General features: G+C 44.5%; 17 protein-coding genes. 8 read left to right on the plus strand and 9 right to left on the minus strand.

What is annotated here, in order from left to right:
• Nucleotides 1–21 precede the first annotated feature (21 nt).
• Both AC3CID_RS23000 and AC3CID_RS23005 read right to left on the minus strand, forming a co-directional pair.
• Nucleotides 22–792 carry a maleate cis-trans isomerase family protein gene (locus tag AC3CID_RS23000; RefSeq protein ID WP_017082838.1) on the minus strand — a complete coding sequence of 257 codons (771 nt, stop codon included), beginning with the start codon at nucleotides 790–792 and terminating at the stop codon, nucleotides 22–24.
• Between the two features lie 95 nt (nucleotides 793–887).
• Nucleotides 888–2,051: a M24 family metallopeptidase gene (locus AC3CID_RS23005; RefSeq protein ID WP_488527559.1), complete on the minus strand. Its 1,164-nt coding sequence runs from the start codon at nucleotides 2,049–2,051 to the stop codon at nucleotides 888–890.
• 342 nt (nucleotides 2,052–2,393) lie between these two features.
• On the opposite strand from AC3CID_RS23005, the gene AC3CID_RS23010 reads away from it, so the two are divergent.
• The 3 genes from AC3CID_RS23010 to dpaL all read left to right on the plus strand — a co-directional run bounded on the left by AC3CID_RS23010 (nucleotide 2,394) and on the right by dpaL (nucleotide 4,782).
• Nucleotides 2,394–3,071 carry a helix-turn-helix transcriptional regulator gene (locus tag AC3CID_RS23010; RefSeq protein ID WP_408683886.1) on the plus strand — a complete coding sequence of 226 codons (678 nt, stop codon included), beginning with the start codon at nucleotides 2,394–2,396 and terminating at the stop codon, nucleotides 3,069–3,071.
• Between the two features lie 22 nt (nucleotides 3,072–3,093).
• Nucleotides 3,094–3,477, plus strand: a complete 384-nt coding sequence (locus AC3CID_RS23015) for a RidA family protein (protein ID WP_488527560.1) — start codon at nucleotides 3,094–3,096, stop codon at nucleotides 3,475–3,477.
• A 126-nt stretch (nucleotides 3,478–3,603) separates the two neighbouring features.
• Nucleotides 3,604–4,782 carry a diaminopropionate ammonia-lyase gene (gene dpaL / locus AC3CID_RS23020; protein WP_479301698.1) on the plus strand — a complete coding sequence of 393 codons (1,179 nt, stop codon included), beginning with the start codon at nucleotides 3,604–3,606 and terminating at the stop codon, nucleotides 4,780–4,782.
• Between the two features lie 107 nt (nucleotides 4,783–4,889).
• Here the strand turns inward: dpaL and AC3CID_RS23025 are convergent, their stop codons facing one another.
• Both AC3CID_RS23025 and AC3CID_RS23030 read right to left on the minus strand, forming a co-directional pair.
• A complete protein-coding gene (locus tag AC3CID_RS23025; RefSeq protein WP_488527561.1) occupies nucleotides 4,890–5,441 on the minus strand; it encodes a disulfide bond formation protein B in 552 nt (183 codons plus the stop codon).
• A gap of 9 nt (nucleotides 5,442–5,450) precedes the next feature.
• Nucleotides 5,451–5,606 (minus strand): DUF5993 family protein, encoded by a 156-nt coding sequence (locus AC3CID_RS23030; RefSeq protein ID WP_017075701.1) that lies wholly within the window; start codon nucleotides 5,604–5,606, stop codon nucleotides 5,451–5,453.
• Between the two features lie 297 nt (nucleotides 5,607–5,903).
• Here AC3CID_RS23030 and AC3CID_RS23035 point away from each other — a divergent pair, with 297 nt between their 5' ends.
• Nucleotides 5,904–8,147, plus strand: a complete 2,244-nt coding sequence (locus AC3CID_RS23035; RefSeq protein WP_488527562.1) for a hypothetical protein — start codon at nucleotides 5,904–5,906, stop codon at nucleotides 8,145–8,147.
• Between the two features lie 62 nt (nucleotides 8,148–8,209).
• Here AC3CID_RS23035 and melR read toward each other — a convergent pair whose 3' ends face one another.
• Complete coding sequence (gene melR, locus AC3CID_RS23040; protein WP_488527563.1) at nucleotides 8,210–9,229, minus strand: transcriptional regulator MelR; 1,020 nt, start codon at nucleotides 9,227–9,229, stop codon at nucleotides 8,210–8,212.
• Nucleotides 9,230–9,556: 327 nt separating this feature from the next.
• Here melR and melA point away from each other — a divergent pair, with 327 nt between their 5' ends.
• Together melA and melB are read left to right on the plus strand one after the other, a co-directional pair.
• Nucleotides 9,557–10,909, plus strand: coding sequence for an alpha-glucosidase/alpha-galactosidase (melA, locus tag AC3CID_RS23045; protein ID WP_114634478.1), 1,353 nt, complete (start codon nucleotides 9,557–9,559; stop codon nucleotides 10,907–10,909).
• 72 nt (nucleotides 10,910–10,981) lie between these two features.
• On the plus strand, nucleotides 10,982–12,400 hold the full coding sequence (gene melB / locus AC3CID_RS23050; protein ID WP_488527564.1) for a melibiose:sodium transporter MelB: 1,419 nt from the start codon (nucleotides 10,982–10,984) through the stop codon (nucleotides 12,398–12,400).
• A gap of 130 nt (nucleotides 12,401–12,530) precedes the next feature.
• Here the strand turns inward: melB and AC3CID_RS23055 are convergent, their stop codons facing one another.
• Complete coding sequence (locus tag AC3CID_RS23055; RefSeq protein WP_004732406.1) at nucleotides 12,531–12,791, minus strand: DUF5062 family protein; 261 nt, start codon at nucleotides 12,789–12,791, stop codon at nucleotides 12,531–12,533.
• Between the two features lie 448 nt (nucleotides 12,792–13,239).
• Between AC3CID_RS23055 and AC3CID_RS23060 the strand changes: the two genes are divergently transcribed.
• The gene (locus AC3CID_RS23060; protein WP_237297626.1) at nucleotides 13,240–13,455 is read left to right on the plus strand and encodes a hypothetical protein; all 216 of its coding nucleotides are present in this window, start codon (nucleotides 13,240–13,242) and stop codon (nucleotides 13,453–13,455) included.
• A 131-nt stretch (nucleotides 13,456–13,586) separates the two neighbouring features.
• Here the strand turns inward: AC3CID_RS23060 and AC3CID_RS23065 are convergent, their stop codons facing one another.
• A complete protein-coding gene (locus tag AC3CID_RS23065; protein WP_372161615.1) occupies nucleotides 13,587–14,243 on the minus strand; it encodes a Qnr family pentapeptide repeat protein in 657 nt (218 codons plus the stop codon).
• Nucleotides 14,244–14,563: 320 nt separating this feature from the next.
• Between AC3CID_RS23065 and AC3CID_RS23070 the strand changes: the two genes are divergently transcribed.
• The gene (locus AC3CID_RS23070; protein ID WP_488527565.1) at nucleotides 14,564–15,154 is read left to right on the plus strand and encodes a TetR/AcrR family transcriptional regulator; all 591 of its coding nucleotides are present in this window, start codon (nucleotides 14,564–14,566) and stop codon (nucleotides 15,152–15,154) included.
• A 93-nt stretch (nucleotides 15,155–15,247) separates the two neighbouring features.
• Here AC3CID_RS23070 and AC3CID_RS23075 read toward each other — a convergent pair whose 3' ends face one another.
• Nucleotides 15,248–16,495, minus strand: a complete 1,248-nt coding sequence (locus tag AC3CID_RS23075; RefSeq protein WP_488527566.1) for an anaerobic sulfatase maturase — start codon at nucleotides 16,493–16,495, stop codon at nucleotides 15,248–15,250.
• Between the two features lie 119 nt (nucleotides 16,496–16,614).
• Nucleotides 16,615–18,360 (minus strand): arylsulfatase, encoded by a 1,746-nt coding sequence (locus AC3CID_RS23080; protein ID WP_488527567.1) that lies wholly within the window; start codon nucleotides 18,358–18,360, stop codon nucleotides 16,615–16,617.
• Nucleotides 18,361–18,400 lie beyond the last annotated feature (40 nt).

The following is an 18,400-nucleotide window of genomic DNA, read 5'->3' on the forward strand; positions in this document are numbered from 1 at the left end:
TTAAATTCCTTTCATTGGTTGCTATTGATTTAGCAATTGTCCGTAACCTGGACACTGAGCTGTCTTGCCGACTAGGTGCATGCAATGCCAGAACATCGCAGAGTTGCTACACACGACAGGGATACCAAATCGATCTTCAATCTCTTGAATATGGTCAAGAACACGAAGGTTGGTGCAAGACATAAATACAACATCGGCACTAGAATCAGGCAGCATTTCGCTTAATGCTTCCATCATTGATTCCTTTGAAACCGTGGTAATGTCAGTGTCTTTCTCAATGCCAAGTGAACCTAAAACAGGAACTTCAAAGCCAGCGGCAGTCAGTTGTTGATAAAGAGGGAAATTCACTTCTGTTGGATAAGGGGAAAACACGGCAACTTTCTTTGCACCCAAGTGCTTAAATGCGGCTTGAGCAGCTGTCCATGGATTGGTTGCGGGAATATCACCGCGATTTTGTGTAAGAAGGTTTGCTACTTTTTCTTCACCAATGATGATAGAAGCTGAAGTGCAACCAAACGCCATAACATCCATGGGTAAGCCAGTAGCAATCAAATCTGATGCTTCACTGATCCCAACCGCAATTTGGTCGAGCGCTTCTGGAGTCATTTCGCTACTGTAATAAACACGGGAGCTAAACACACCCGCTTGTGTACCCAGTAACTTTGCCCAGTCCATCTCTAAAGAGTGGTCAGTACTTAGTTGTACTAAACCGATATGAACTCGACCAATTCTTGGGGCCTGAACGTGCTGTAATGGGATTTCAAATTGACGAAACTGTTCTATTGTTTGCATGAGAAACTCGTATTTTTATAATTTTTATGTGCTGACTCTGGAGTCCAGAGCCAGCTTTTGTAGGGTGTTAAATTTGTAAGGTGTTAAGTTTTTAGCTAAATAATGATCAGTTCTGGCTCTGCACGTTTGCTTAACCATTCAGCGCCGTCTTCAGTAATCACGATATTCTCTTCGTGAACCATTGACTTACCCGGTGCGTAAACCATGCCCGGTTCTAGTGTCATCACCATACCCGGCTTAAGTACTGTGTTGTCGGTAGCCGTGTTAGACGGGCGCTCTGTCAGCTCCATACCTAAACCATGACCAAGACGACCAACGTCGTTGCCCAATGCACCATTGGCTTCTAACACTCCCCACATCGCGTTGTAGATGTCAGTCGTGGTTGCGCCCGGTTTCGCAGCCTCAAAGCCTTTCGTGGTCGCTTCGTAAGTAGCGCGGTATGCCGCTTTGGTTTGCTCACTTGCATGACCAAATGCCCAGTTACGGTCGAAATCAGAGAAATAACCATCACGTACAGCACCGGTATCGATGATCAACACATCTCCCGGCTCAATGATGCGATCAGTTGGGCCCATGATGATGCTGTCATAACCATCTGGCCCTGAGCCTGCGATGATGTAAGGGCATTCGTCCGCACCTTCTAACAACATATCGATACGGAACTGTTTACAGATTTCACGCTCGGTCATGCCGGCTTTTGCGTATTGAGGGATCTTGCTAAACCCAACATTGGTAATGCGGCAGATTTCACGTGTTTTCTCGATTTCAGCTTGTGACTTGATCTGACGAAGTTCATGCATTGCTAAAGACACATCAACAAAGTCTTTCTTAACCATGGTGGTTAATTTCAAGTAATTGTTCACAGGCATACGTAGGTGAGATTCAATGCCCAGCGTTGCGCCTACTCGGCCATGACGACAAGGCAGAGAGTTCAATGCGCTAGCTACTAAGCTAATGCCATCATCTTCAGGACGAGGAGAAGGCCAAGTAATAATGTTATCGACCCATGTTCCCGCCATACCACTTGCTCCTATTTCAGGAACAATCGCAATCGGCTTTCCTTCTGCAGGAACGATGACAAACCATGGGCGAGTTGGGCTTTGCCAAAACTGAGTGTGGAAGCCAGTGAAGTAGCGAACGTTTGGTTCGGTTGTGAAAATCATCGCATCCAGATTCATCTCATGCATGACTTTTTGAGCGCGTGATGTTCTGTTTTCAAACTCAGCTTGTTCAAAGCCGCGATTTAGGTAGTTAGTCATTGGAACCTCTAATTATTGTATTTAGGTAGGCACTTCTGCTGCTCTTCACAACCAGTAACCAACCCTATAGTTCAATTTTGTTTACGTTACGATGAGCATCTTACTGACATTTAAGTTAAATAATGTGACCAAGATCTTAGGGTTAACTATAGTGACCAGAAAGTATCTAAAACTGGGAATATTGTTGATTGCGATCAATTTTAGGTACTTATTTGTAACTTTAGCCTTGTATGGGAAGCAGATGTATAGTCTTATAGTTACATAAAGTTAATTGGCAACTTGAAATACATCGAGTAACCAAAGATAATGAAAGGCAATTAAAGTTAACAACAGTGGTCTAAAATGAACGCATCAGCATATAAATCGTTTAACGTAGAATTCACCGACAATGATAGAGAGCATCTCGCACTGAACTTTCGCTTAGCCGAAACCATTGCCGACTTTATTGGTCCGCACTGTGAGGTTGTGATTCATTCATTCGAGAGCTTTGAAAAGTCGGTAGTGAAGATAGTGAACGGACACCACACGGGTCGAGAAGTAGGATCACCTATCACCGATCTGGGGCTGAAGATGCTGAGTGTGTTTGAGAGCACTGGTGAGATCACGCCAAAGAGTTACTTCACCACCAGCAAAGATGGATCGTTACTTAAGTCTACGACCTGTGTGCTAGCTGGAGAAAATGGCAAACCAATTGGGCTGTTCTGTATCAATATGAACTTGTCTCACCCGTTTCCTGAGATCATAAAAACTTTAATGCCAGACATGGCTCATGCCCCTGTGGGTGTGCATGAGAACTTTGGAGCTTCAACAACAGAAGTGATTGAGCAAGCGCTTGAGCACGCTATTTTTGAAGTCGACAACGATGAGTCAGTCAACTTAAAAGGTCGAAACAAAGCCATTACCAAGCTATTGCTTGAGAACGGTATTTTCGAATTAAAAGAGGCGACAGCATTCGTATCTGAGCGTCTTGGTATTACTCGCCACGCTATTTACAAATACATCCGCGAGTTTAGAGCATAGAAATCATATAAAGAGAAACGAAATGAAAACAAAAATCCATACAGATCTAGCACCAGCAGCAATCGGCCCTTACTCTCAAGGTATGGCATTCAAAGACCTAATCTTCACTTCAGGTCAATTACCGCTTGATGCAAAAACAATGGCGTTTGTTGAAGGTGGCATCAAAGAGCAAGCTCGTATGTCACTAGAAAATCTAAAAGCAGTTTTGGAACAAAGTGGTGGTTCACTGGATACCGTTATTAAAACCACATGTTTCCTATCTGATATGGAAAACTTCGTTGCATTTAACGAGGTGTACACGGAAGTATTTGGTACAGAGAACGCGCCAGCACGCTCTTGTGTTGAAGCCGCTCGTTTGCCAAAAGACGCACTAGTCGAAGTTGAAGCAATCGCTTACATGAAGTAATCACGTATTGCTTTTAGTGACTGCGTATAGCAAAAAATAACTATGTAATGTTATTAACGACAAAGTAAGGTCATTGAACATCGCTTGATGGCCTTTAATTCCTCTGCCTGTATCTAAGTGTGCCCTATGTTAAAACTATCAAAAAATTCATTCTACACTGGACAAGTTTGCGAGCTATTCACTGCATCTCAAGCGCAACAAGCGCGTGAGTTTCACCGTCAGATCGAAGGTTACCAACCAACGCCACTTGTCTCTCTTCCTAATCTTGCTAATCACCTTGGTGTTAAGGCGATCCTCGTTAAAGACGAATCAAAACGCTTCGGTTTGAATGCATTCAAGGTACTCGGCGGTTCTTACGCTCTGGGTCGCCAATTGGCAAAACACCTTGGCATTGATATCTCTGAGATCAATCTTAAAACCGTTGCTTCAAAACTGGATAAGCCACTTGTATTTACGACAGCAACAGCGGGTAACCATGGCACTGGTGTCGCGTGGGCAGCTCGTGAAATGGGCCAAAAAGCCGTGGTTTACATGCCAAAAGGTTCATCTCAAGCAAGCGTTAACCGCATTCAGGGTCTAGGTGCAGAATGCATCGTGACGGAAGTTAACTATGACGACACGGTACGTATGGCGAACCAAACGGCGCAAGACAATGGCTGGATGCTTGTTCAAGACACTGCATGGGATGGTTATGAAGAGATCCCAACATGGATTTCACAAGGCTACATGACGATGGCAGATGAAGCCGTCGAGCAAGTTCAAGAGCAAGAATTTAGCGCTCCAACTCACGTATTCTTACAAGCTGGCGTAGGTGCAATGGCAGGCGGCATATTAGGCTACCTTGCAGACAAGCTAGGCGCAGATACATTTGAAACCATCATTGCAGAGCCAGCAGCCGCAGATTGTATTTTCCGCTCAGGCGAGAAAGGCGAAATGGTCAACGTAACCGGTGAGTTGAACTCAATCATGGCGGGCCTTGCATGTGGTGAACCAAACCCAGTGACATGGCCAGTATTGCGTGATTGCAGTAACTACTTTATCTCGGTTGACGACAGTATTTCAGCAAACGGGATGCGTATTCTAGGTAACCCACTACAAGGTGACAGCCAAATCATCAGCGGTGAGTCAGGTGCGATTACACTAGGTCTTCTTTACCAACTTTGCCGAGAGGGCGCAGACCAAGCAACGCGTGACACTCTAGGCTTAAATGAAGACGCAACCATCATGCTCTTCAGCACCGAAGGCGACACCAACCAAACACGTTACCGCGACATCGTTTGGAATGGATTGCACCACTCTAACTAATTGCTGACGGTCATAAACTCCACAACACCAACGACAAAGCCACAGCGAACGCTGTGGCTTTTCTTTTACCAGTTGTTCTTTAATCGCTCTCTCAAAGCACCATTTTTCTAACTCGCACCTTGATTAAGTAACCAATAGCTCACCGGATTATCCGGACACTGATATGGCCCACACTCCACAAACGTAGCAATAGCATTCAATGCCACCACCACGATTGCTAGTAAACACACAATCCGTCCAAAGTTACTCATTTTGTAAGGTTCGTGAGACTCGGCCTTATTGGTTAGTATCAAGATCACGGCTACACCCAATATGGTTGCAGCGAACAACACAAAGGCCCAAGTGTAATAATGCATCCCCAAAATAGGGCTACCGTAACCAGGAGTGCCCGGAATCACGTGTAGGGAAACTTGTCTTAACGATGTGGCGACACCATACAAAGCGCCAATTAGCACAACCCCATAGTGACGCGGTTGAGGCCCATAAACCACATTCAGCATGAAGCCAAACGCGACCATCACAAAGCCAATCCGTTGCAGTAAACACAGTGGGCAAGGAAGTTCATTGAGGACAAACTGAAGAATAAAGCCGATCAACAAAACGGCTGTCATACCCAGTAAGCCAAGCGTATTCAGAAGAGTTAACTGATTTCGATTCATGTTAGCTCCTTACAATAAGATCGACAGAGGGTCAGTCGCATGGTGATTAAACCAATACAAACCAAGGATCACTGAGCCAGCGAAAAAGCCATACGCGGCGGTCTTCTTGCCGAAAAACCCGCACACCATCGCCACAAGTAATAACAAAAACAGTAAAGACATCATAAGGGGCATCCCCTCCTTACTTATCGAGTTCAGTCATATTGAACATCACAAAACACCCGCACCTACGTCCTTAGTCATTCAACTTAGGTGAACCAATGGATTACGGATTAAAAATCATCAACTTAATAGTTGTTAGTAACCTCCAAACTGTCAAGTTAGAAGCTACGTTCTGATATCTATTCGAGCTAACCTCCAGAGGTAAACCCAACCCCAATACCGTGCTTTGCTACACTGACATAGCGTGAGATGCTTAATTTGGCTGATATAAAATCGCTCCCATTGTGACTAGGAAGCTTGATGAAAAAACACCGTACTCGACTACTATTGGCCCTTCCCTTTACATGCCTTGTGTCTTCAAACACCAGCTTGGCAAGCTATACCATTGTGCTACCAAGCCAACATGAGAATGGGTTCAACTTACATGGCTCCTCCTTATCAGCCAGAGAGGTGATCGATTGGGAGGTCAACAATAGTGACTTGGTGTTTGGGGCTTACGCCGATAAAAATGATAACGAAAGCGTCAGCGCGATTGGTTATATGTACAACCAAAAATTGGATCTGAATTCAGGAGAATTAGAAAACGAAATTAGAAATGCCGCAGAGCGAAATGGCATTGATTACGAAGATTTTTTCCTACACTTTTCAGAAGACACGATTCTGGCAGAGCCTGATACGAGTCACGGTGCCAATACCACTTTAAATCGCAAACCTATGATTATCGGCTATACCGCTGATGAAAAGCACGCGGGCTTTGCTCTTTATCAACCACCACCTTGGGATGCTGATGTGTTTGAACATTTTGACAAAGGTGGCGCTCTCTACGTTTATCACTCTGAGAAATTCAATCACTTAGCATTTGAATTTTCACACTTTGCACAGGGCGGAGAGTTTCAGATTGAGTATCCATCATCGATGAACTTTGAGGGTAAAGTCACGGCATGGTCTAGCGTCGATATAATGGAAGATAACACAAGCAACATGACCCGAAACCAAGCCGTAAACTGGCGAGTCCCATCTAACTGGGTAAGAACAAATACTCACGATGGAAGTGGCCAGAGTTATGGTGGGGGGCAGTATTTTGGTTCTACGTTTATTCGAGATGGCGGGCGTTTATACGTTGTTAGGGTACGCTGGCAAGGGAACCAAAATGATATTCGCCCTCGCTTAAATCAAGTTCAATTGAAAGACCATTTCCCGAAAATCGAACTCAAAGAACTGCAGACTTCAAAGACAGATTCACAACCACCAAACGAAACCAAGTATTGGCGCAAGATCCGTGGTTTTGACCAGTCAGCCGATCTCAACCAAGACAACTATTTATCACCTTCTGAATATGAAAATAGGAATAAAAAATTGGCTACAGCTCGATTTCGCTGGGAGTCTCGCGTCATTCCTTTCGGCCGAATGTGGAACCAAAACTCATCATGGTCATTGACCAACCTTGCTAACCCAGATCTACTGATGTTGATACGAAACTACTATTCCAAACATTGGGGGCAACAAGGGCTCAATGGCGCCTACAACGACGATACCAACAAACTCCTTGGCAGCAATCAATTTGAGGTTTATTCAGGAGGAACCATTCAAGAGCTTGGTCTTGTCGTAGGGCCTAATGAAGCGGATAAGCAATACAAGACGCACTTCGCAGCCTTTCTCAAACAGTTATCAGCTAACGACGATACTCTTTCAATTGGCCTTAATATTGGAACGGCCAACCTTTATGGCCGAAACGGGCAATCACACTTAATTAACTCAGGAAACCTGTACTTTAGGGAGCACTACTTATTCCCCTCTACAGGCTTTAGTGGTTATGCCGGATTGTCTAAGTTTTGGGATAACTCAGCGTTAGCTAACACTGATTCAAGCGTTATATTCCAAGCCACTACTCGCTATGGGCGCGTTCAATACCTAGGTAACAGCCAAGATAACTGGCAACAAGATCAGTATTCAACCCTCGCTATTTATTACCTCAGCTACCAGCCACAACATAGTTATTTTAACCAGTGGAATAGCAGTTATGTGTATGGCAGTGGCAATACTACCGAAGAGAATTTTTGGAAGAGTGGTGTGCCGAAAAACATGGCTTACCGACCGACACAGCTGCTCAAGGTCGACCTAGGCTTTCCAGCCAACCGGATTCCGAATAAATTAGAGCCCATTCCGTTGATGCTTTCGACCACACACTCAACACCCAGTGACTACACCATTGTCGGCGATTCAACCAAGCATCAAGTTGTGCATGCTGATCTGCCAAACGGTAAGGTTCAGCTGTTACCAACCTATACCTATTTTCTTTATCGTTCGAAAACAAATATCGTAGAGGGAGGCCCACAAGAGATGGTGCTCGCGAGAGAGTTTGAGCATGGGCGCGTACTTTATCGAACCGATTTCTATGGTAAAAATCGTGACTTCTATTCGGCACCGAAACTCAGTATTCCATTACACAAGCCAATGAGGCCCGTCGATATGAATGGCAAGGTTGGTGAGTATGTGAAAGAAGTTAAGCTTGGGGGGTATCAAGGGCTATTTCTGCTTTATTAGCCCCTTAGCCCCTGAGCCCCTAGTTCAGGGTATTAGCCATCTTTACGCAACGGAATAAACACTTACCACTTTTCCTTTAAATTATCGGTGACCGTTAGCGGCCTTTTACCATCACACGCGCCTTTCTCAAGGTCGTAGACGGGGCTGGCTCCATGACTGCTCCACCGATGATCTTCCCTCGCTATTTTTCGATATTGCGTCGGCGTGACGCCAATGTACGTTTGGAAGGTTTCATAGAATCGGCTACTCGAATTGAAGCCCACCGTGAGTGAGATATCGAGAATGGTTCTGTCAGTATCACTCAGTAAAGCGCGAGCATGATTGATGCGCATCGCAGTAATGTACTGCTTGATGGTCATCTGCATCGTTCGTTGAAATACGTTCATTGCATAGTTGGCATGTAATCCAATATGTTCTGCGATATCTTTCACGGTTAATGGCTGGTTGTGATGCGTGGCGATGTATTCCAACATTTGGCTGACATAAAATTGAGAGTGTTTCGACACCCCTTTTGAGGTCGATTTGTCTTGTCGATTTACGAGCAGTTGTTGCCAACCATCAAGGCAGATTCGCTTAAGCATCAAGCCAATTTCATCGATGGCCAACTGCTGGCGACTTTCTGACGAATGCTTTATCTCTTGTACCCAACGGGCAATTTCAAATTCACTCACTAGCGAACAAGAATTCGATTGCAACACACTGCCGTGAGTTATCTGATTGACTAAATCTCGACTGAGAGTCCACGACATAAAATGATGAATCGGTATGTTGATGATCCCCATATTATGGCTTTGGCCGGGATTGGTGAGTCGATGAGGTACCGATGCCCAAAACAAGCCAATCGATCCACTCTTAACCACGATTGGGCTGCCGTTAATGATGTATTCCACATCGTCCCCAAAAGGAATATTCACCTCAATTTGACCATGCCAATGATAGCCGGGCATGGAGTGAGGAGCTCTAAGTTCGATATCAATTTTCTCATAGGACGAATAGAGAGAAAGCGGGCTTACCGACACGGTCTCGGATGAGTACTTATCTAAAGTGATAATTCTCAGCGTATCAGGGGTTGATTGCGGCATATCTCGTTCCTTAGGAAATCGTATAAATGACTTTTAGCAATTCCTCGATAATAAAACTCTGAAGGCGATCATAGTGCCGAAATACCCCATTTCATAAGATCAACACAATGTGATTAGAGTCAGCATCTTAAGTGCAAAACTCGCTTCATTACACAACCCCTCTCCTCAAAAGCCAGTAAGTTATCCCATTTCCTAAGATTTTCATTCAATGATTTTAAAATATTAGAAAACGGGAGAGCTATTTAATTATCTGAGACGAATCGACGTGGGTTCTAGGTGTACTTTGTCTGTATCAACAAAGAACTCAGAGAGATAAAGGATTCCACTATGCAAAGCCCTAAGATCACATTCATCGGTGCAGGATCAACCATTTTTGTTAAGAACATTCTTGGTGACGTTTTCCATCGTTCAGCACTACAAAACGCTCATGTCGCCTTGATGGATATTGATGAGACCCGATTAGAAGAGTCACACCTAGTCGTCAGTAAACTCATGGAATCATCGGGTGCTACTGGCTCTATTTCGTGTCACTTAAATCAAAAAGAGGCACTACAAGATGCAGACTTCGTTGTCATCGCTTTTCAAATCGGCGGTTATGAACCTTGTACGGTCACGGATTTCGAGGTGTGTAAACGCCATGGCCTGGAACAAACCATCGCAGACACACTAGGCCCAGGCGGTATTATGCGTTCGCTACGCACGGTCCCGCACCTTTGGAGCGTGTGTGAAGATATGACCGAGGTTTGTCCGAACGCCACTATGCTCAACTACGTCAACCCTATGGCGATGAACACGTGGGCGATGTACGAGAAATACCCGCACATCAAACAAGTCGGTTTATGCCACTCAGTACAAGGCACAGCAGAAGAATTAGCGCGCGACCTGGACTTAGATTATTCAGATCTTCGCTATACCTGCGCTGGCATCAACCACATGGCTTACTACCTCACTCTTGAGAAGAAAACAGAAAGTGGTCAATACATCGATATTTATCCAGATCTACTTGAAGCTTTTGAGAGTGGGCAAGCGCCTAAACCGGGTATTTATCACAATGGTCGCTGTACCAACTTAGTTCGCTATGAGATGTTTAAGAAGCTTGGCTACTTTGTGACTGAGTCTTCTGAACATTTTTCGGAATACACCCCCTACTTTATCAAGCCGAATCGCCCAGATTTAATTGAACGTTATAAAGTGCCACTTGATGAGTACCCGAAGCGCTGTGTCGAGCAAATAGCCGATTGGAAACGCGACCTTCAAGAACTCAAAACAGCTGACAAAATTACCGTTGATGAGTCTCATGAGTACGCCAGCACCATCATGAATTCTATCTGGACAGGTACTCCGAGCGTCATCTATGGCAACGTTAAAAACGAAGCTTTAATAGACAACTTACCGCAAGGTTGCTGTGTTGAAGTCGCCTGTTTAGTTGATGCTAATGGTGTTCAACCAATCAAAGCTGGACGTCTACCAAACCACTTAGCCGCATTGATGCAAACCAATATCAACGTCCAAACTCTATTAACCGAAGCCATTCTCACTGAAAACCGTGACCGTATTTATCATGCTGCGATGCTCGACCCTCATACAGCTGCAGTACTTGGAATAGAAGAGATATACGCGCTGGTTGATGACTTGATTGAGGCACATGAAGGTTGGTTACCAGAGTGGGTTAACAAGTAATTTCATACTAATAAAAACATACAATAACGTGAATATTAGCGCCTTCTCACAGAGGAGGCGTAAGGAGTGGCAATGAGTATCTCTATGAATACCAAGCTCAGTTATGGCTTTGGCGCATTTGGTAAAGACTTCGCAATCACCATCGTCTATATGTACCTAATGTTTTACTACACGGATGTAGTCGGTATTTCTGCCGCTACCGTCGGTACCATCTTTCTCGTCGCCCGTATTTGGGATGCGGTCAACGACCCAATCATGGGCTGGTTGGTCAACAATACGCGCACCCGTTGGGGCAAATTCAAACCTTGGATTTTAATTGGCACGCTCGCCAACTCTGTCGTGCTACTCATGGTGTTTAGTGCACACTACATCGAAGGTCCTTGGCTCATCGCCTACGCCGCTGTCACTTATATTTTGTGGGGCATGACTTACACACTAATGGATATCCCTTTTTGGTCGTTAGTCCCAACACTGACCTTGGATAAACGCGAACGCGAAGAGTTAGTCCCATACCCTCGCTTCTTTGCGAGCCTCGCGTGGATAGTAACCGCTGCCATTGCAATGCCCTTCGTCAACTATGTAGGTGGTGACGACAAGGGGTTTGGTTTTCAAATATTTACGCTACTGTTGATTGCCTGTTTCTTAGTCTCGACGTTTATCACACTGCGTAATGTCAAAGAACGCTATTCAACCGCAAACCTCGACACCACACAGCCGGAAGAAAAAGTATCACTGAAAAAGCTACTGTCACTTATCTACAAAAACGACCAATTGACCAGCGTTCTATGCATGGCACTGTCTTACAACTTGGCGACCAACATAATCACAGCCTTCGCGGTTTACTACTTCACCTATGTTGTAGGCAACGAAGAATTGTTCCCTTACTACATGGCTTATGCAGGCATCGCAAACCTCATCACACTGGTGTTGTTTCCTAAACTCGCAAAAATGTTCTCACGCCGCACTCTATGGGCTTGTGCTTCCACTTTCCCTATTTTAGGCAGTGCTGTTCTGATCTATGTTGGCATGTACGACAAACAAAGCATTCTGTTGATTTCAACGGCGGGTGTATTCCTACAAATCGGTACCGCTTTATTCTGGGTTCTCAACGTCATTATGGTTGCCGACACGGTCGACTACGGTGAATTTAAACTGGGAGCTCGCTGTGAAAGCATCGCCTACTCTGTGCAAACTTTGGTGGTAAAGGCAGGTTCGGCATTTGCCGCTTTCTTCATCGGTATCTCGCTCACTGCCGTCGACTATGTACCTAATGTAGTGCAAAGCCCTGAAACCGTATTTGGCATGCAATGCATCATGGTCGGCCTACCTGCTTTCTTCTTTGCCATTGCATTAATCATCTACTTCCGCTTCTACAAGCTGAACGGCGCGTATCACCAAAAAATTCAAGATCACCTCACTGAAAAGTATGACCACATCACCAACGATGGCTCAGAAAATCACAAACCAACAGAACCAGTACAGGCTGTGTAAACGAGAACATAAACATTTGTGGTTGAAAAACAGGCCCTAAAAACAACAAAGCCTAGCGAGGGATCGCTAGGCTTTTTCAATTAGAAACACATATGAATTCTCATTGAAGACGATAAAGGCGAAGGCGCCCTTACTTCAATGGGTCATTATCAGGCAATGCTTTGTGAATCCATAGCGCCAAACGTTTTTTAATGTTGGCACCATCAAGCTTATCGTCAGGTAACGGTGTGATCTGATTAACCTCTACAAGGAACAAATACACCGCTTTAACCTTTATCGGTTGGGATGAATGTGGCAAATCAAAACCTTGTAGTTTTGCCATCTTAAAACCGACCTCAACTGCTTTTTTTACCAGCTTATCTTCATTAATGATCTTCGCGGTTTTCGACATATCATCTCCATCATCTTCATCGAATAAGCGTTGAGTATATCAAACAGAAAAATTCGAAAGATTACTTCGTTCTCAGTTTGAGGGGTCGCTTTGATAAATAACAAAAAGGGATAATAGGCTAGAAACCTGCTTGTAGCTTGCGTGACATTTATAAGAGGAATAGGAGTAAGCAACCAGCCTCTTAACAGAAGGCTCAATAAATGAGACATTCAGTCAAGAAAGTGAAAATCGAATAATATTTGACTTACTATTCTAAAGAATACGGAATACCATGGTCGTCATTTAGATGAAAAACATCCTTTAAAATAAAAATAAACCTCTGTTATTTAATCAGTTTTATACTAGAACGACCCAGATCATATTTACAGTCACCTGCAATCAAAAATTATTTACAAAACACTCATTAAGCAAATAGAATAAAACCACTAATTTTATACTGGTGTTAAAAATGCGTTACCTATGGGCTTCATTTTGTCATAAGAATCCAATCGTCGGACGAATCGTTCATATCCTTGTTATGTTAGTAGCGTTAGCCTCTATCGTTATCCCATTGATGTCAAAAGATGCAACAACAATCTTAGTTTCACTGGGTGTTGCTCTAGTATGTTTTGTGTTGTTTGTCTTCTTTGCGCTTGCCGATAAAATGCGCTCAGGTATGCACTAATCAGCTCAATATTCGCCAAGCATTCTCTTTTCTAAACTTCATTATAAAATGCTGGTTGCCAAATACGGAAAAGCCCAAAGTTATTAGCTTTGGGCTTTTCTTCTATAGCCTGCAGTTGGAAATTACAGCGATCAATCGGGCATGACCACAATACCCATGCTTTCAAGCAGTTGCTCTTGCTGCCAAGCGACAATTTTAATCCCCGATGTGTCTACCTTGCGAGGATCTAACCCTTCTAATTCAGCATGACACAAGTTAGCCCCCTGCATACTGAATTGCCCCCATACATCTTCCGAGAACACACCCCGGCTGAGATCAGACTCTTTCAGTGATGCGCCACCAAGGTAAGTGCCTATCCAACGATTCTCAAACAGCTCGCACTTCTCTAAACAAGCTTGTTCAAAATTGGCGTATGACAGGTTACAGCCCGTAATATATGCTGAGCAAAAGTACATTCTATTGCTTACCTGATTGGCAAAGTTAGCACGAGTAAAGTTCGCCCCTTTCAAATCGCATTCACGTAGCTCAATACCATAGCAATTCGCGTTACTAAAATTCGCCATCGCCAACTGGCAATTCTGGAAGCTTGCATCTCGTAAGTCGGCAATATCAAAGTGGCATCCCTCAATATCGCCTTGCTCAATAAATTTACAGTTAATGAACGTTGCATCACGTAAGTTCGAACGTCTGAAATCACAACGGATAAACGTGCAGGCTGTAAATGTAAGCTCTGATAAATCTTGCTGAGCAAAACTGTGCTGATGATAAGTGCTGTTATTGGTGTCCATTTAGCCCCCTAAAGAAATTAAGCTAAGACTACCATTGCGATCTCAAGAAAACACCAAATTAAAAACCAACAAAAACAGTAACTTAAAACACCCTGATTTAGCCATTTTAAGGCACCAAACAAGCCCTTTAAGGTTGTTATTTTCGATTTATAGGATGTGCTTATCTTGAAAAAAGTTTTGTCGCTTAGAAGTGCCAATAAGAGAAAATGTTACTTTGACGAAACGAGTCAATTATTGACCGCGTCCTAACGCGCTAGACTGGACGGTTGGTATGTTGCTCGTTACACTATTCCTCATTCTCAGCATAAAGAGTAAGAACAATGAAAGACATGCGACAAGCTATGCTCGATGCAGGGTTTAGCCTTATTAATGAACACGGGTTTGCAGGCGTTGGTCTAATGAAGATCATCAACCAAGCAGAAGGAACGAAAGGTTCTTTCTACCATTACTTCAAATCTAAAGAACACTTTGGTGAGATTCTTCTAGCCGACTACTTTGATGAGCACCTAGTTAAGCTTGATGACTTTCTGAGTGATGAAACTCTGTCTCGTCGTGACCGCGTAAGAGCATATTTTGATTTTTGGTGCGCTTCTAAGCTAACCGAAGACTTCAGCATTCAATGCCTTGTCGTAAAACTGGCGGGCGAAGTATCTGGGTCTGCTAACCAGTTACAGTCCACAATGGCAATAGGTGCAGAAAAGATCATCCTGCGTATGGCGAAGCTATTTGAAGAAGGCAATGAGACCGGTGATTTCACGATCGCAGAGCCCGAATCGCTGTCTCGAATGCTTTATGGTCTATGGCTAGGCTCAACGCTCATGGCCGCCATGCAGCGTAACCGTTCGATTCTAAACAATGCCATGGAAGAGACTCTTCTCGCCATGAACCCAGCCCAAGAATCGGCTGACTAGATACCCGTTACCAAATACCAAAAGGCTCGCATAATTTATGCGAGCCTTCTATCTTACTGTAAACATTGATTAAATCGATTCACGCTTACTCCCTCACCCCAGACGAGACGGAATATTATTAGCTTTGAGTAAGCCCTTAATAACAGGGTCGATATGCTTGAAGAAGCTCAGCCATCCTTCACAGAGATAATTTAACCCAGCCTCACCATCTCGACTTTTGATGATGCGGTTTTTAGGGCACTCGCCATGGCATGCAAATTTAAACTCACAGGCTTGGCATTGTTTCGGCAGAGACTTTTGTTTGGCGAACCCAAAACGCTGCTGCTTTGGCGAGAAGGCTAAAGTTGAAAGTGCTTGTTCCTGAATATTACCCAGCTGAAATTCAGGAAAAACATAATGATCACATGAATACACATTGCCATTGGGCTCAACCGCTAACCCTTTGCCGCAGATCTCACTCAAGGTACACATGGTGCTTTCTCTGCCCATCCATACTCCGACAAAATTTTCAAAGTACGGCACTAATATTTGTCCAAAATCGCGTTCGAACCACTCGTCAAAAATGGTAGTGAGGAATTCTCCCCATTGCACTGAATCGACACTCCAAGGTTCAACCTCGCCTGATACGGGTATGATCGCTTGTTGGTTGCTTAACCATTTATTGTTGATATGAGCCTCACGCTTATCCACGACAGGAATAAACTGCAATTGCTTCGAACCCACTTCATCACGCAGAAAGCGATAGACCTCTAATGGATATTTTCCTGTCACATCATTCACGCAGCTTAGGGTCGCGAACTCGACGTCATGCTGCTTCAAGTAGCGAATGCCACGCATTGTTTGAGAAAAAGTGCCTTTGCCTGCACGGTTGGTTCGGTAGTGATTGTGTAAGTGCTCTGGGCCGTCAATGCTCACACCAATGATAAAGTCATTCTTTTTGAAGAACTCACACCACGCATCATTCAGTAACGTGCCGTTGGTTTGAAGGTCATTGCTAATCTTGCTGTAGCTAGGACAATATTTTTTCTGCAGCTCGACGACTTTTTGAAAGTACTCAATCCCCAACAAGGTAGGCTCTCCACCGTGCCAAGAAAAGATGATTTCAGGCGTATTCTGCCCTTCTATGTACTGCTTGATATAACGCTCTAGCAGAACTTCATCCATCGTATATTGAGAGCCTTTTGGGTATTCAAGCAGCTGCTGTTTTTCTAAGTAATAACAGTAGGTGCAACTGATGTTACACACCGCTCCAATCGGCTTTGCTAACGCTTGAAGCTTGCTGTGCGCCTTGCCATTGAACTGCGGAACTGAACTCAGATTTGATAGCGATAATGTCGTCATGAAGAGTGCCTCGATGAAAAAGTTATTGTATTAGCCAAAACAATTCGTAATTCCTTTACACGGTGTTCATCGGCCAACCAAGCTTGATGGCATTAGGTTGGCCGAGTAGTTTTTTTCCTCTATTTCACGTTTTCAAACGGGTTCCACGCTTCGTCAACTGGGACGATATTTTGCGCTTTTTCGTATTCTTGATATTCAGCGACCATTTCAAGGAACAGATCTGGCATTTCACTTCTCAAGTCATGTTGCTCAGCTGGATCTTTCTTGGTGTTGTATAAGTGCCACTCACTGTCACCGCCCATTCCCGTAGAAATTCGGATGATCTTGTAATCACCTTTAAGCAGAATCCCGCTACCAAACAATTCAAATGGAATCGCATTGTTGGCACTGTGCACATCTGCCGTTTCCCCTTTGAAGTAAGGCAACAAGCTCACACCACTCATCGGCGCCACTTCTCGACCTTGATATTCCGTTCCTGGATGATCGACCTCTGCAATCTCAAGAATCGTGGCTGCAATGTCCTTCACTTGGGATAAGTCGTCTGTCTGAGTTCCCGGTTGCAACGCATCTTCAGCGGCTAAAAGCGCTTTGGCTGGCTTAACGATAAATGGCACACGGATACCGCCCTCTGCTGTGTAAGCTTTGTACCAAGATAGGCCACCGGTTGAAGCGCTTGCCCACTCAGGACCAAGTGACACACTGGAGTTCGCCTTACCTAAGTTTTCAGTCGAATTATCGAAATGATGAGCAGTCCACGTTCGGATCAAATCACTGATATTTTCACCGGTAATATCCGCCGCTTCTGGGCCATTATCCGCTAGGTACATGATGTAAGTATTATCGTATTCCCCGATTTCTTTCAGGTAATCGACTATCTGACCGACTTGTTGGTCCTGCATTTCCATCATGCCCATCGCGACAGCCATTTTCTTGCCGTACCACTTTTGTTCTTTCTCAGAAAGCGAGTCCCAAGGGCGGCTTAATGCGTTACGATCTGAAATATCTGCGTCTTTTGGAATCACGCCCATCTCTTTCATGCGTTGGAAACGATCTTCTCGAACCGAGTCCCAACCATGCTCGACGTAGTAATCAACTTTATCTTGATAGGCAGACTCAGGCGCTTGCAATGGCAGGTGAATACCGGTGAATGGGACGTAAGCGAAGAAAGGCTTACCGTCGTCTTTTTTGCTGTCGATCATCTTGATGATCTCGTTGGTGTAAACTTGGTCTGAGTACTCGCCTTTGTACTTGTCCTCAACCACTTCACCGTTACGGTAAGTTGGCTCAACTTCGACGCCGGGAATATCCCCTTTTTGCAGCGCATCCGCTGTCGCGGCATTTTTGGCCGGGAACATCATATCTCGATTAAAGTGATTCGAGCCGCCCGCTAAGATACCGTAACTCTCTTCAAAACCTCGATCGTCAGGTAAGAAACCATCGTCGTGCCCCAAGTGCCATTTCCCAGAGAGGTAAGTGTTATAACCACTCTCTTTAAGCAGCGTTGCGACCGTAACCCCTTTCTTGGTGAGGTAACCTTCATAACCCGGCTTGCCAATCGCACCCGGATAGACAGCATAGTCGAAGGTGCCTAGCCCAACCTCGTGGCTATTTGCTCCGGTTAACATCATAGAGCGCGTTACCGATGAGGTTGGTGACGCGTGAAAGTTAGTAAACTTAACCCCCTCTTCAGCCAGCGCCATTAGGTTTGGTGTATTGGCTTCTGAGCCATAAGGCTGAGTATCGGCAAAGCCCACATCATCGCCAACAATGACAACAATATTCGGTTTTTCTGATTCTGCGGCCAGAGCAGCACTGCTTGCCGCGGCCATTGCAGTGAAGACTAAAGATTTCTTGAATGTCTGCATAAGACGTTCTCCAATTTCTGTGATTAACCTGAGTTAGGAT

Source organism: Vibrio sp. QJM3NY_21, assembly GCF_057785975.1.